The organism is Maribacter zhoushanensis, from assembly GCF_029350975.1.
Classification (GTDB): Bacteria; Bacteroidota; Bacteroidia; order Flavobacteriales; family Flavobacteriaceae; genus Maribacter; species Maribacter zhoushanensis.
On record NZ_JARKMR010000002.1, the window covers coordinates 217,263 to 232,060 of the forward strand.

Annotated in this window: 12 protein-coding genes; 3 read left to right on the forward strand and 9 right to left on the reverse strand. The window is 32.9% G+C overall.

The genetic code is table 11. From position 1 onward, the window contains the following. Nucleotides 1–67 precede the first annotated feature (67 nt). Entirely contained in the window at nt 68–1,705 is a 1,638-nt protein-coding gene (locus PXD56_RS07510) for a PorP/SprF family type IX secretion system membrane protein (RefSeq protein ID WP_276492719.1), read from the forward strand. 57 nt (nt 1,706–1,762) lie between these two features. On the opposite strand, the gene PXD56_RS07515 is transcribed toward PXD56_RS07510, so the two are convergent. Continuing rightward, on the reverse strand, nt 1,763–2,356 hold the full coding sequence (locus PXD56_RS07515) for a TetR/AcrR family transcriptional regulator (RefSeq protein WP_276492720.1): 594 nt from the start codon (nt 2,354–2,356) through the stop codon (nt 1,763–1,765). A 113-nt stretch (nt 2,357–2,469) separates the two neighbouring features. Continuing rightward, a complete protein-coding gene (clpB, locus tag PXD56_RS07520) occupies nt 2,470–5,070 on the reverse strand; it encodes an ATP-dependent chaperone ClpB (RefSeq protein ID WP_276492721.1) in 2,601 nt (866 codons plus the stop codon). Between the two features lie 158 nt (nt 5,071–5,228). On the opposite strand from clpB, the gene ytxJ reads away from it, so the two are divergent. After that, nucleotides 5,229–5,621, forward strand: coding sequence for a bacillithiol system redox-active protein YtxJ (gene ytxJ / locus PXD56_RS07525; protein WP_276492722.1), 393 nt, complete (start codon nt 5,229–5,231; stop codon nt 5,619–5,621). 29 nt (nt 5,622–5,650) lie between these two features. On the opposite strand, the gene PXD56_RS07530 is transcribed toward ytxJ, so the two are convergent. Then, the gene (locus PXD56_RS07530) at nt 5,651–6,835 is read right to left on the reverse strand and encodes a hypothetical protein (RefSeq protein WP_276492723.1); all 1,185 of its coding nucleotides are present in this window, start codon (nt 6,833–6,835) and stop codon (nt 5,651–5,653) included. A 247-nt stretch (nt 6,836–7,082) separates the two neighbouring features. On the opposite strand from PXD56_RS07530, the gene glyA reads away from it, so the two are divergent. Then, nucleotides 7,083–8,357, forward strand: coding sequence for a serine hydroxymethyltransferase (glyA, locus tag PXD56_RS07535; protein WP_276492724.1), 1,275 nt, complete (start codon nt 7,083–7,085; stop codon nt 8,355–8,357). Nucleotides 8,358–8,385: 28 nt separating this feature from the next. Here the strand turns inward: glyA and PXD56_RS07540 are convergent, their stop codons facing one another. From PXD56_RS07540 to PXD56_RS07565, 6 genes are all read right to left on the reverse strand, one after another. After that, on the reverse strand, nt 8,386–9,024 hold the full coding sequence (locus PXD56_RS07540; protein ID WP_276492725.1) for a hypothetical protein: 639 nt from the start codon (nt 9,022–9,024) through the stop codon (nt 8,386–8,388). 154 nt (nt 9,025–9,178) lie between these two features. Beyond that, entirely contained in the window at nt 9,179–9,847 is a 669-nt protein-coding gene (locus tag PXD56_RS07545) for a response regulator (RefSeq protein WP_276492726.1), read from the reverse strand. Between the two features lie 39 nt (nt 9,848–9,886). Then, the gene (locus PXD56_RS07550) at nt 9,887–11,959 is read right to left on the reverse strand and encodes a tetratricopeptide repeat-containing sensor histidine kinase (RefSeq protein ID WP_276492727.1); all 2,073 of its coding nucleotides are present in this window, start codon (nt 11,957–11,959) and stop codon (nt 9,887–9,889) included. 94 nt (nt 11,960–12,053) lie between these two features. Then, a complete protein-coding gene (locus PXD56_RS07555) occupies nt 12,054–12,230 on the reverse strand; it encodes a hypothetical protein (RefSeq protein WP_276492728.1) in 177 nt (58 codons plus the stop codon). 136 nt (nt 12,231–12,366) lie between these two features. Then, the gene (locus PXD56_RS07560) at nt 12,367–13,098 is read right to left on the reverse strand and encodes a LytR/AlgR family response regulator transcription factor (RefSeq protein WP_276492729.1); all 732 of its coding nucleotides are present in this window, start codon (nt 13,096–13,098) and stop codon (nt 12,367–12,369) included. A 143-nt stretch (nt 13,099–13,241) separates the two neighbouring features. Continuing rightward, on the reverse strand, nt 13,242–14,786 hold the full coding sequence (locus tag PXD56_RS07565; protein ID WP_276492730.1) for a hypothetical protein: 1,545 nt from the start codon (nt 14,784–14,786) through the stop codon (nt 13,242–13,244). Nucleotides 14,787–14,798: the final 12 nt, after the last annotated feature.

Here is a 14,798-nt window from a genome sequence, read left to right on the forward strand (position 1 = left end):
ATTAATTTAATAACTAAAATTAGTTCAAAATAGTACTATAAATAGTCTATTTTTTGTTTTTTTGCATATGAAAAAATTTTGTGGGGCGCTTCTTATTGGTTTTGTAGTTCTAGGTATTAAGGCCCAAGAGGTCATACTTCCTACTGATTTTAGGCAGCAAAATATTACTGAATATAATAGTAGTCTAATCAATCCTGCTTATAGCTTAGACCGTAATAATGCTTCTTCAGTGGCATTGTGGGCAAGGTGGCAATGGCAATCTTATGATGCAGACCCAACTTCTCTATTTTTAAATTATACAGCAAGATTAAATGATGTATCTGCTGCAGGTGTTGGTTTTTTTCAGCATAATACAGGTGTTTTCTTAAATACCGGTGCAGCTCTTAATTATGCTCATACTATAGAATTAAGTGAGGGAGTTATTTTAGGAGTTGGTTTAAACGTATTTGCTTTTCAACAGAAGTTGGCAGACGATCGTTTTTTTATACCTAACCCAATACAGACTTCCGCAGAAAATGATTTTATTTTGCAAATGGCACCGGGTGTTAATTTGAGTATTGATAGGTTTAATATAGGTTTGGTTTCAGAAAATCTATTTGATTATAATTTCTCTTCCAATGAGCGCAACACAAGTCCTGAGGATAGAATGTTTCAAGCATTGGTAAGTTATGATATTCCAGTTAGTATTTTAAGTTCAGATGATAGTTCTGTATTAAGACCTATGTTGTATTATAAGACCATTCCTGGGTTGGATAATCAGATAGGGTTGACAACATTGTTGACAACAAACAAATATTGGGCACAAGCGGGCTATAATAGTTTTTATGGATTCTCCGGTGGTGTTGGTGGACGTTTCTTTAAGAGATTATCTTTTGGTGCCTTAGTTGAAGTGGGTACAAGTTCAGATTTAAAAGGTCAAGACCCGTCATTTGAATTGGTGACATCTTATAAATTGGGAACACTACAAACGCCAGAAGAAAAACTTGAAGAGCAATTACTTGCGGAGGAGAAAAAGCAAAAGGAAGAAGCCCTTGTAAAGCAAGAGGAGAATGTTATCGTATCTAACGAACTGACTAAGGCAGAAAAGTTGGCTCTTAAAAGGGAATCAAAGAAGCAGGAGCGTTTAGCTTTAATAGAAAGTAATAGAATAAAAGATTCCATTCAAAATGCCACAAGTACATCTAAACTGGTCGTAAAAGAATCAAGAAGAGATATTAGAAGACGAAGAGACTCTATAGAAAATGCAAGAGCAGAACAGGCTATGGCATCAGCTAAGGCTTTAAAGCAACAAAAAACGCAAGATTCTATAGCGACAGTAGAGAAAAATAAAGCAGCGGCTTTAGCCTTGGCTCAACAACGAAGACAAGATTCTATTGCTCAAAGTCAAGCATTGGCAATGAAAAATGAAGTCGTAAAAGTTAGAGCTGGTGAAAAGTATGAGGAGGTAACCAAAGAAGGCTCTTTAGAACCAGGGTATTATTTGATAGCAAATGTGTTTGGTACTAAAAAGTACTTAAACGCTTTTATTGCAGATATGCAAAAGCGTGGAATCAATGCTAAATCGTTCTTAAGACAAAAGAATAAATATAATTATGTGTATTTGGCTAAATACAATTTCATAAAAGAAGCCAGAGAAGCTAGGGACTCTAAGCTTGGAGGAAAATACACTGATAAATTATGGATATTCAGGGTAACGGGCGAATAATATACTTTTTCGGTATTTGGCTTTTTCTTAATAAGTAATAAACTACTATAAGAATGTTTACTTCAATTCTCTTTTAATTAGAACATCTAAGTACGTTACCGTATTCAATAAGTATTTACGATCCTTGGTAATAGTAGCCATTGAAATTGCACCTTGAATAATCGTAAATAATTGTTTTGAAAATTGTAATGGAGATACTGGTAGTTTAAACTCTCCGTTATTTATGCCGTTTTCAAAGACTAAGGCTATTTTTCCTTCAATTTCCTTAATTGTTTCTTTAGCTGCGGCAGCAAGTAGCTTGTTGTTGTGTTGAGCATCTATACCAACATTTAAAATGGGGCAACCACCCATTTTCATAGTAAAGATGTCGTATTTTTTATAAAAGTCAAGTAGATTTTCAATTTTAGCAATAGCCTTTCCTTCAATTGATAAATGCTCGTCAACAGCAGTAAGCAATAAGCTTCTATTGAATTCGAATGCAGCTAAAGCCAGCGCTTCTTTGTTTTCAAAATTACCATAAAGTGCACCCTTGGTTAAATTGGTAGCATCGGTTAAATCACTCATACTAGTACCTACATACCCGTGTTTGTTGAATACAGGCGCGACAGTCTCAATAATGAATGCGGTTGTTCTTTCGGCTTTGGTTGACATAATAGACTGTTTTAATGCGAATATAAATAATCTATACTGTATGGTATATATTGTTTATAAAAAAAAGCGTCCATATATTTAATATGAACGCTTTTCTAACAATTTTTTAAAAATTAAACTGTTATTTCTTCTTGATTTCTAAAAACTAAACCATTATCGAAGGCATCTAGTAAAACAACGCTATCCGCTTTAATTTCACCGCTTAACAATGCTTTGGACATATTGTTAAGAACCTCTTTCTGGATAGTTCTTTTTACAGGTCTGGCACCAAATTGTGGGTCGTAACCTTTATCTGCCAAATAAGCTATAGCTTCTTCTGTAGCATCTAAAGTAATTTGCTGATTATCCAGCATTTTCTTTAAACTCTCTATTTGAAGTTTTACTATTTCTTTGATGTCTTCCTTGGTTAAAGGTGTAAACATGACAATGTCATCAATTCTATTTATAAACTCTGGTCTTACTGTCTTCTTTAAAAGACCTAACACTTCAACTCTTGCAGCTTCAGTAGCGCTATAAACATCTACGGCATTTTCAAAAGTATCCTGAATAATATCACTTCCCATATTACTAGTCATAATGATAATTGTATTCTTAAAGTCTGCAACACGACCTTTGTTGTCTGTTAATCTACCTTCGTCTAATACCTGCAATAAAATATTGAACGTATCTGGGTGTGCTTTTTCAATCTCATCTAAAAGCACTACAGAATAAGGTCTTCTACGTACAGCTTCTGTTAATTGTCCGCCTTCGTCATAGCCTACATATCCTGGAGGTGCACCTACAAGTCTACTGACCGAATGTCTTTCTTGATATTCGCTCATGTCTATTCTTGTCATTGCATTTTCATCATCAAATAAATATGATGCCAATGTTTTTGCAAGCTCTGTTTTGCCCACTCCGGTTGTTCCTAAGAAAAGAAATGAGCCAATAGGTTTTTTAGAATCTTGCAGTCCGGCTCTGCTTCTTCGTATAGCGTCTGAAACCGCTTCAATAGCTTCTTCTTGACCTACAACACGTTTATGCAGTACTTCTTCAAGCTTCAACAATTTTTCGCGTTCACTCTGCAACATTTTTGTTACAGGTATACCGGTCCATTTAGCAACAACTTCGGCAATATCATCACTTGTAACTTCTTCTTTGATTAAAGTGCCCGCATGTTGTTGCTCAGCTAGATTATCTTGTAACTTAGTAAGGTTTTCTTGGGCTTCTTTAATTTTTCCATATCTAATTTCTGCTACTTTACCATAATCACCATTTCTTTCGGCACGTTCGGCTTCAGCTTTAAAGTTTTCAATATCTAGTTTGGTCTGCTGAATATTGTCGACAACAGATTTTTCACTTTCCCATTGAGCGAAAATTTCGTTTCGCTCTTCTTTGATATTGGCTAAATCTAGATTTAAGATTTTAAGTTTTTGTTTGTCATTTTCACGTTTTATCGCTTCAATTTCTATTTCAATCTGCATAATCTTACGATCTAGAACATCTAGCTCTTCAGGTTTAGAATTAATTTCCATTCTAAGTTTGGAAGCAGCTTCATCCATAAGGTCAATAGCCTTGTCCGGTAAAAATCTATTGGTGATATAGCGTTGAGATAGTTCTACCGCGGAAATAACCGCCTCATCTTTTATACGAACCTTATGGTGCGCTTCGTATTTCTCTTTAATACCTCTAAGAATAGAGATGGCACTTTCGGTATCTGGCTGGTCTACAACCACTTTTTGAAACCTTCTTTCAAGAGCTTTATCTTTTTCAAAATACTTTTGGTATTCATCCAATGTAGTTGCACCAATTGATCTTAGTTCACCTCTTGCTAAAGCGGGTTTAAGAATATTAGCTGCGTCCATTGCTCCTTGACCGCCACCCGCACCAACTAAGGTGTGTATCTCATCAATAAATAAGATAATGTTGCCATCTGCGCTGACAACTTCTTTGATAACGGCTTTTAGGCGTTCTTCAAATTCTCCTTTATATTTTGCGCCTGCAATTAAAGCACCCATATCTAAAGAATAAATTACTTTATCCTTTAGGTTTTCAGGAATGTCGCCTTGAATAATTCTATGCGCTAAACCTTCTACAATAGCGGTTTTACCAACGCCGGGCTCACCTACAAGTATAGGATTGTTTTTTGTACGTCTTGATAAAATCTGTAGGATTCTACGAATTTCCTCATCACGCCCAATAACCGGGTCAAGTTTACCACTATCTGCCAGTTCGTTTAAGTTCTTTGCGTATTTTTTAAGTGAGTTATAACTGTCTTCGGCACTTTGTGAAGTTACCTTTTCGCCATTGCGCAATTCGTTTATAGCTGCTATTAAATGCTTTTCTGTAGCTCCTTGGTCTTTTAAAATCTGGGCTATTTTGCTTTTAGATTTTAAAATGGCTAAAAAGAGGTGTTCTATGGAAACATATTCATCTTCCATGTTTTTAGCAATAATACTTGCTTCGTTCAAAGTTTTACCGGCTTCTCTAGAGAATTGAATATCTCCACCTTCAACTTTTGGAAAGCTTGACAATTCTTTTTCTACAATTTGTTGAACCAATGAAAAGTTAATCCCTAGTTTTTTAATCAAAAAGGGCATTACATTCTCTTCAACTTCGGTAAGTGCTTTAAATATATGTTCGTTCTCAATTTGCTGATGTCCGTTATTTTGGGCAATCAGTTGGGCTTGTTGAATAGCCTCCTGTGATTTTATAGTGAAATTATTTATATTCATATTCTTTCGGATTTAGTTAATTGTAATACTTTTGATATGTATTAGTCAACAATCTTACCAATTGAATTTACAAGACATAATGGCTGTAAATCAGAAAAATATAATGACAATTAGTCAGGTTCGGTTTGTTGAAATGATAATATTAAATTAAGAATTTTATGGGAATATTTGGTGGTTTATTTGGTTCTAAAAGTGAAGATGAAGGTAGTTCTTCGGGCATTCCTTGGGTGGCTTTAAATTCTGTAGATCAATTAAGTACTATTAAAGCAGCGTCTAATGGTAGACCTCAAGTAATATTTAAGCATTCCACCTCATGTGGTATAAGTAGAATGGTACTAAATATGTTTAAAAGCAGTTATGGTCTGGAAGATGGACAAATAGATCTATACTTTTTAGATTTGTTGGCGAATAGAGATGTGTCTAATGCGGTAGCTTCAGAATTTGGAGTAGTACACCAATCTCCTCAGCTTTTGATTATTAAAAATGGGGTAGTGGTCTTACATGATTCACATAGTGCCATTTCAGATATTCAGCTAGAACAATATGTATAAAAAAAGCCCCGTTATTACGGGGCTTTTTTTTAATTAAAACGTTGATTGTTCAATATATTTTTGAGATTGTTCTTTAAATCTTCTCCGGCATCATAAACCATTTGTTCATTGCTAGGAAATGGTACTCTTGCAAGTTGTAAAAGGGATACCAACTCATTGTCAAGCGCTCTTTTATCACCATCATAATTTGCATAGACATGCTCAAAAACGAATTGACTTGATAATGGGTATTGATTTACCTTTTGTTGTTTCTTCAAATCAATGAAGCTTACAACTCCGGTTACTTGTGCACTTTTAAATTGTGTAAATTGATAGAAATCACATCGTACGGTTTTAAACTTATCTACCTTAATACTATTACCAAGACTATCTGATACTACATTGCCATTACGATCTTCAACAAAAGTATAACCATCCTTTATTTGTCTTTCCTTGCTTATTTGTTTCTCGCTAATTTGTTCTGGAGAAATATTGATGTCTTGAAAAGAAACTTCCATTTGGTAGTCATACAATTGATTTTGTATTCTATTGGTGTGGTATTCCGTCCAATTAGAATTTAATCCGTAAGTATTTAAATTTAAAAGCTCATCTTCTAATCTTTTAGGTATAATTTGATCCGTATTATTTATCATTTCTACGATGATGTAATCTAACCCTTTTTGATAGGCTTCGTTTATTTTAGAAGCAACATCCTTATAATTTGGGTTGATTTCGTCTAAATAATTAAGGTCGTTGTAAGCTTTTCTATAATCGGTTTTATAATTGGCGTCTTTCAATAACGCAGTAGCGTTTGAGTATAAAAAATCAGACAACTCAGATTTGGCAGCAAGTAAATCATCATCATAATTCTTGAAGGTGAAATTGGCATCTCTGCCTTCATCTTGAATATATAATGGCAATAAAGGGCGAATACGCTCTTGAATAGATTGTAATCTATTATAGCTATTATATATTTCCTCATAGTTTGCGGCATTACCTTCTTTTTTAAGAAACTTAATATGCTGCAGCTCCCTCTCAGTATTTTTTTTATAACCTTCCTCTAAAAGAATTATGTATTGCTGATTGCTTTTTTTGGTCTTATTTTCCGCAATATTCATTACTGCTTTATTTATAGCAGTTTGGTAGTTACCAGAGTTAAGCGCCTCCTGCGTTTTTTTGACACCACTACACGATAGTAGAAGTCCGATAAAACTAAATAGTAGAAATTTTTTCATGTCTATTATTTTTAGAATTTATAATAGCTATTCAACAGCCGTGCCATAAAAGGGTTTTTATTAAACGTAAAGCGATGAGGAATAGTATATTTTCGATGACTTGCGCAATACAAGTAAATCATAAGCATCTAAAAAGGATATAGTTATTAACTTATTTTAATAAATAAGTTATGTGTTTGTGTTCTTTTTTATATTTCATTAAGTGCGCTATTTGTATTTTTGCCACTTATTTAAAAGATATAGTACCATGCAACGCGATACCACAATTTTTAATCTAATTGAAGAAGAGAAGCAACGTCAAATCAACGGAATTGAATTAATTGCCTCTGAAAATTTTACTAGTCCGCAAGTAATGGAGGCTCAAGGCTCTGTGCTTACAAATAAATATGCCGAAGGATATCCTGGAAAAAGATATTACGGTGGGTGTGAAGTAGTAGATAAAGTTGAGCAATTAGCTATAGATAGGGCTAAGGAGTTATTTGGGGCAGCGTATGCAAATGTGCAACCACATTCTGGGTCTCAGGCTAATGCAGCTGTATACCATGCATGTTTAAAGCCAGGTGATAAAATTTTAGGTTTTGATCTTTCTCACGGAGGTCACTTAACGCATGGATCTCCTGTTAATTTTTCGGGAAGATTGTATACTCCGGTATTTTATGGTGTTGATAAGGAGACCGGGAGATTAAATTATGATAAAATTCAAGAAGTAGCTACCAAAGAACAACCAAAATTAATAATCGCTGGTGCATCTGCATATTCAAGGGATATGGATTTTGAGCGTTTTCGAAAAATAGCGGATAGTGTAAATGCTATATTGCTTGCAGATATATCTCATCCTGCTGGATTAATAGCAAAAGGACTTTTAAATAACCCAATTCCTCACTGTCATATTGTAACGACAACTACACATAAAACATTGAGAGGACCAAGAGGTGGTTTAATATTAATGGGTACGGATTTTGAAAATCCATTTGGCATTAAGTTGAAAAATGGAAACTTAAGAAAAATGTCCGCTTTATTGGATTTGGCAGTTTTCCCAGGAAATCAAGGAGGTCCTTTAGAGCATGTTATTGCTGGTAAAGCAATTGCTTTTGGTGAAGCCTTAACAGATTCTTATGCAACTTATATTGCACAGGTAAAGAAAAACGCCGATGCAATGGCTAAGTCTTTTGTAAAGCGTGGTTACAACATTATTTCAGATGGTACCGATAATCATATGATGCTAATTGATCTTAGAAATAAAGACATTTCAGGAAAAGATGCTGAGAAAGCATTGGTTTTAGCAGATATTACAGCGAATAAGAATATGGTGCCGTTTGATGATAAATCGCCGTTTGTAACTTCGGGTATCCGTTTTGGAACTGCAGCTATTACAACCAGAGGATTGGTTGAAAGTGATATGGAAAAAGTAGTAGATTTCATAGATCAGGTAATTTCAAATCCTGAAAATGAAACTGTAATAAAAGAAGTTAGGGGTAAAGTAAATGCAATGATGAATACAAGACCAATTTTTAATGCTTAATTAAAAATTGAAAGTAGATTTAGAGTTTTTATTCTGATAAAAACTCTAAATCTCCACTTACGTAAGTGTTTTTATTAACATCATAAATAGATGCTTCATCATCCTTATCAAGGTAAACTCCCCAAAATTCAGAATAAGATTTTGGAGCTGTATTTAGTTGATTTTCATTTGCATCTATATTCTCAATAATATCTTCAAATATAGGAACGAAAATCTCGTATGGTTTTTGAGTAAGACCTCTTGTTAAAAACACATAATTAAATGCGATCTGCTTTAGAATATCATTTAATTGAGATGGTATACTTTTATCGTAGATGCGCTTTATAACAATGCTTGTGTCATTTAAAAAGAATGTAAGTTCTTCGATATCAATATTGTGTTGATTATTTAAATCTAGTATATCTAAGGCGCTTTGTAATGGAGATTCTTCTCTTCCGTTATTTCCCCATCTACCCGTATTAAAATGAGATAGTAATTCCAGTAAATCTAAATTACAAGATACCTCTAAAACTAAACTTATAGAATTGAAGGTGATGTGTTTATTATTCAGCTTTACGCTAGAGAAATAATGAAATCCAATTGAGCTTAGAAATTCATCTATACCAACAATATCCTTGGTATATTCTAATTTTGAATTATTGATGAAATTTTCGTAATTAAAAGGCATATAGGTGGAAATTTATAGCATTCTTTTACATAAAGATACTTTTCTAACTTCGCAATCTAACCTAGGAAAACCTTAGAATTTCGGAGGATATTATGATAAAATGAAAATTATTTTAGTAATTTACTGATAATCAAATAATTGAAAATAACAGTTTTTAAAGGAAACCTCTAGTTTTGGCTTCGTTGATTAGAGCTAAATCGTTACCATTTTTAACGTCAAATAAAGCTTTAAGCTGTCTTTTTCTTGCTTCAACTGTCGTATTTGCAGAACCAATAAGTGGGGCAATATCCCTAGTATGAATACCTTGAGAGAGATGATAAAGAATTTTTTGATCTTGCTCATCAATAACAATATCTGTAGACATTCTACGGCGTATAGCAGATAGAGCACTTGCAGTATAATATGGAGATTCGTTTACTATGGTTTCTACCATAGCTTTTAGAGACATTTCATCAATTTCGGATTTAACCATATACCCATCAGGATTTACGGTTTTGAAAATATTGTTGATTCTGTAATTATCGCTATAAGAAGACATGAAAACAACTTTAGATTTAGGTACTTCTGCTCGTGCAACAATTCCTAAATCAATTCCTGTTCTTGTGTCTTTTGATTCTGGTGAGAATAATTGAATATCCAGAAGAATAATATCATAAGGCACTGCGCGCTTAGAATTTTCAATTTTTGTTTTGCCTTTTTCAAAATTGGTGGCAATTTCTACCTTGACATTAAAATCTGAAAAGTCAGAGTCTTCAAGGATATATTTATATCCTAAAGCTGTCATTTCGTGGTCATCTACCGCTAAAATTCGTACAGTGTTCATAGTTTACGATTCTAATGTAATTTACTAAACGTTTAGAAACTAGTGATTATTATTGCTAGTTACTTTAATATCTATTTTAATGGGAATATTTAAGGTTATGGTGGTGCCTTTTCCTTCGTTAGAATCAATATGAAAGGTACCCTTTAACTTGTTAATTCTAGAAGTGATATTTCTTATGCCTATGCCTTTTTTTCCTTTGTTTACGTTATATCCAATTCCATTATCGCTCATAATAACATTAAAATCATCTTCATTTCTATAAAAAGTAACCTCAAAATAAGAGCATTTTGAGTGTTTTATAGCGTTTTGAAAAGTTTCTTGAATAATACGGTAAACATTAATTTTTATATCACCAGCTAAACTATCCCAATTTTCGTCTTCATTAAAATGGAAATAGGTTTTAATTGCTTTGTTTTTATTGTTTGCAAGAAGTGTTTCGACAGAATCGGTAAAATTATTTATTTTTTGATATGCACTATGACTTAACTCGTGAGAAATAGATCTGATCTCATTCTCAATTTCTTGTAACGATCCAAGTGCTTTTGATTTCTCTAGTATAGCTTCTTCTGTAGCCCGCTTATTTAAACCGGTTAAAATCATGCGGGCGCCAAGCATCTTGCCAAGAACACCATCATGTAACTCTTCTGAAATTCGCTTTTGTTCTAGGCGTTTAACTTCGTCTACTTTTTGTTTTTGCGTTAACATTAAGTTGAAGATTTCTTGATTGTTTGCCTGCTGTTGTTGGTCAAAACGAAGCTTTTGGTTTTTTGCTCGCTGATTGATAATAATGTAAATAGATAGACCAAGTAGAAAGAAACCGGTTGCTATGCCTATCCAAATTTGTTTTTGTTTTGATAAAGTTTCTTTTTCACTTTCAAGTTCTATGTTTTCTGCAATGAATTCATCTGTTTCAAAACGTATACGTGCAAATTTATTTTGTTGTTTACGTTCTTCTGTTTGTAGACTGTCATTTAACGCTGTAAATTTTTTGAAATATTCTGAAGCATTTTGCTTGTCTAAAATTGCTAAGTATTGCCAAGTTTTTAATAGCTGCTGATTTGAATTTCCGGCATAAGCTAAGTTTTCAGATTCTTTGGCTTTAATTATAGCGCTTAAAGTGTCATTGGCAAAAGCCTTATATTCTGCGTAATTATAATAACTTGTAGATAAACTACCTAAATCATTTTCTTTCTTTTTAATGTCAATTGCTTTGATTAAAAGGTTTTCAACATCTATGGTGTCTTTGTTATACAATTTTGAAGTTGCAAGGTTGCTTATTGCCTTGCCGTATAGATTGGGGTTTTCAGCAAACAAGTTATTTGTACTTAAAACTTTCTCAAAATTTTCAATTGCTTGTGGGTACTGTTTGTTGTTCCTATAGGTAACTCCAATGTTATTAATTAGACTGGCTTCGTCAATATTGGAATAGGAAGTCTTTTTTAGATAAAATAAGGCTTCGTTGTAATAAGCTAAGGATTTATCATATTCCTTTAAATCATTCAAAACGATACCTAAAAGATTATAACTGCTGAATATTTGTTTTTCGTCCTTTATCGATTTAAAATGTTCAATAGCTTTTATGGTATTTGCTTCGCTGCCTACATAATCTTTAATTTTCATTTGAATGCCGGCCATGTATAAATACATACGACCAATAAGTGCTTTGTCTCCAATACCGGTAAAAATGTTGAGTGCCTCTGAGTAATAATAAAATGCACTATCTTTTACAACATGGTTATCAAAAAAATACGCTAGGTCCCAATAGGCATATCCTATAGCGGTAGAATCTTTGATTTGCTTATTGACTAATATGGCTTCTTTATTTATTTTACGAAATATTAAACTATCTGAAATAAATTGTTGGTTGAATGAAAGGCTTGAAAAATATCTGGATTTCAATGTGTCATTAGACGTATGCTTAACTAGTTGAAAGGCTTTATTTTGTAATTCTAATTTTCTTTTTGGATTAGCATTATAACTTTCATCTATCCAAATAGATATACTGTCATTTTCTTGTTTTTCTTCTATAGGCTGTTTTGCGGGTTCAGTTTTAGAACAACTAAGGCTTAGTAGTAGGAAAGATGATATTAATGATAAATAGTACTTATTCAAAAATGTGTTTTAATATTATAATAAAACCAAGGTATAAAAAAAGCCTTTAACGTTTACGTTAAAGGCTTTTTTTGTATTTAATTTTTTTTTATCTCTATGCAATTTTTTTCGGTGGAATTCTATCTCCTAGAGGAGCGTCGCAATCGTTACATGTCAATGCATTTGAAATATCGTTCATAAATTCAAACTCGTCAGCTGTGTTTTCGATTGCTACTGTAGCCATACCTAATGCCATTATTGCTACTGCTAAAATACTTGTTACTTTTTTCATACTGTGTGTTTTTAGGGGTTTTTGGTTTATTATAGTACCAAAGTACTATCGCTACGTGAGTTGCGAGTACAGTATTTTAAAGTTTAAGTAATTGAGTAGGTTCTATGAGTATATGACCTAGTTTTGAGAGAATTCTTTAGTTTAATGAAGAAAGTGTATTTTTTGAGAGGATAGCTTTAAGGTTTTCCATATTCTCACGGTAAGATTTAGAGAAAGGAATATTTTCTTTAACCGCTTTAATAGTACATATAGATTTGCCAAAGTTTATACGAGAAACATAATTGGTGTTCACAATATAGCTTTGGTGAATACGCATAAAGTTTTCAGGTAGCGATTTTTCAAAAGTCTTTAACGTTTTATAGGCGTTGATAATTGTATCATCTTTCATGAAAAATTCTGTGGTATTATTATCCGCTTTTAAATAAAGTATGTCATTTGTATTTAAATACTGAAAATCATTGTAAGATTTTAAACACAATGTGATTGGTTTCTTTGATTTTGGAATTTTTTTTTGAAGCTTTAACAATGATTTGCGAATTTCAAATTCATTAAAGGGTTGTAGCCAATAATCAAAAAAGCCATTTTTTATAGCATCATAAGCGTAGTTTTTTGTTGAGGCAATACCAATAAAAATTGGCAGCTCTTTTAGGTATTGATGCATTTCTGTTATCATTAAAAATACAGAAGCATAATCATTGTTTAAATTGATAAAAACAATATCAGGAGCATACTTTAAAATATCGTTTAACCCATCAGAAGGGTTGCTTGTGGTATTGATACACTCAAAATTATCATACTCGTCCAAAAATGCATGTAACTGCAAATTTGAAACAGCATCAGAATCTATTATGGTGTATGTGTAATTCAAAAAAATACTCTTTACTACGAATTTAAACATAGGTAAGAAAAGGAAGACCTAGAATGTCCTTATAAAAACCAAGGATATATTGATAAAATCAGTGCTGACGGGGTCTGTGAGCGAAAAATCTGTCAATTAAATTATAGTAATACCTATAAATCCTTCTCTATTGCTTGAAAAGCACCTAGATCAGGATTAGGTAATCTTGTGGAACCTATGATATCAAAAGGAGTAGAAATTGCGGTATTTTTGTCACCTTTATTTATTGCGTCTGAATTTAACCCAATTCTGTAATCATTATCAAATGGTTGAAAATAATCTAATTCTCCACTTAGTATTACGTTAAAATAATACTCATCATTTTCAAAATTATATAGAGAATTTTCAAAAGATGAAGATTGGTTTTCGTTGAACCTTATAAAACAATTTTGAAAGGTATAGTTGAAGATATTCTGGCTGTTCGTTTCAAGTGAAATTTCATTAGAGCTGTTACCGTCTATTATGCAATTCTTAAAATCTGCATTCAATAGATCAAAACCGTTTTCTACATTGGTTTTTGATGTATTACTTATGGAAAGACTGGTGTTAAACCTAAAACCTTTATTCCAGTAGTTGGCAATTGTAGCATGTGTAAACGAATAACTACCACCATTTTCAATAACAAGTGAAGAATTGCCAGCTGCTCCTAAAACTATGTTAGAGGCATCAATTTTTGCATTTCTACCCCATAGATTATATCTAGAACTGTTGAAGATGCGACTGTTAGTAATAATCAATGTTTGAGCTGCTTCTGTAGCTTGGCCTTCTACATAGAGACCCAGCTCGGCGTTTTTGATGGTCAAGTGATTAATAATGTTATTTATACTTCCCGAGCTAATCCAGATAGCCCCCCATTGTCCTGAAATATTTTCAAATTCAGGTTCTAATCGGTCTCCTTCAAATATGACTTCATTTTCTAAGAGTGAATTATTGGAACTTAATTCCCCATTAATAGTTAAAGTAGATTCTTCTTGTACTAAAATTCCTGAGTTTTCGTGAAAGTGAACTCTAGTCCCTGGTTCAATAATAAGCTCTTTACCATTAGGTACAATTGCGTATCCGTAGATGACGTAAGACTTCTCTTTTGTGAAATTTAAATGATTGTCAGATAACTCAAAACCATTTACAGCTATAGGGTTTCCTGTTTCATCATTATATAATACTATTGTTTCAATTGCATTTTCATTAGTATCATCAGGAAAGAGAAATATAGCGTCCTTTGCCAGTGTTACCAATTCAACAGTTTGTTGAAATGGGGCATTATCAAAGAGAATGGCATCGGTATAGAGCAACTCGTTGATTGAGTTGTCCGTAATATCTATCGTAGTTTCTACGAATACAAAAAGACTATCTTCTGCGTAAATAGGAGTGTCTACAAATTCTTTACCTGCAACACCATCAACATTTAATCTGTAGTAGCTCTCATTACCATTTCTAAGAGATATGTTAGGTATTATAATGTCATCTTTAGTGTCATTATAAACTTTTAAAGTATATGTGCTACTGCCAATATTTGAGAAAACTGTGTCAAGGTATACGGTATCTCTAGAAAATGAAAGGTGCCCGTTGCTTTCTGCGTACTCAAAATCTTTTCTACATGATGTGCTCCAAAGAAGAGTAAATAGGGCAGAGAGTATAATTAAGATTCTAAGTCGCACGCTAATAGGTTT

Bases quoted from the DNA above. Each gene is read 5' to 3' on its own strand.
- PXD56_RS07510 (WP_276492719.1), top strand. From the start codon at position 68: ATGAAAAAATTTTGTGGGGCGCTTCTTATTGGTTTTGTAGTTCTAGGT.
- PXD56_RS07515 (WP_276492720.1), bottom strand. From the start codon at position 2,356: ATGTCAACCAAAGCCGAAAGAACAACCGCATTCATTATTGAGACTGTC.
- clpB (WP_276492721.1), bottom strand. From the start codon at position 5,070: ATGAATATAAATAATTTCACTATAAAATCACAGGAGGCTATTCAACAA.
- ytxJ (WP_276492722.1), top strand. From the start codon at position 5,229: ATGGGAATATTTGGTGGTTTATTTGGTTCTAAAAGTGAAGATGAAGGT.
- PXD56_RS07530 (WP_276492723.1), bottom strand. From the start codon at position 6,835: ATGAAAAAATTTCTACTATTTAGTTTTATCGGACTTCTACTATCGTGT.
- glyA (WP_276492724.1), top strand. From the start codon at position 7,083: ATGCAACGCGATACCACAATTTTTAATCTAATTGAAGAAGAGAAGCAA.
- PXD56_RS07540 (WP_276492725.1), bottom strand. From the start codon at position 9,024: ATGCCTTTTAATTACGAAAATTTCATCAATAATTCAAAATTAGAATAT.
- PXD56_RS07545 (WP_276492726.1), bottom strand. From the start codon at position 9,847: ATGAACACTGTACGAATTTTAGCGGTAGATGACCACGAAATGACAGCT.
- PXD56_RS07555 (WP_276492728.1), bottom strand. From the start codon at position 12,230: ATGAAAAAAGTAACAAGTATTTTAGCAGTAGCAATAATGGCATTAGGT.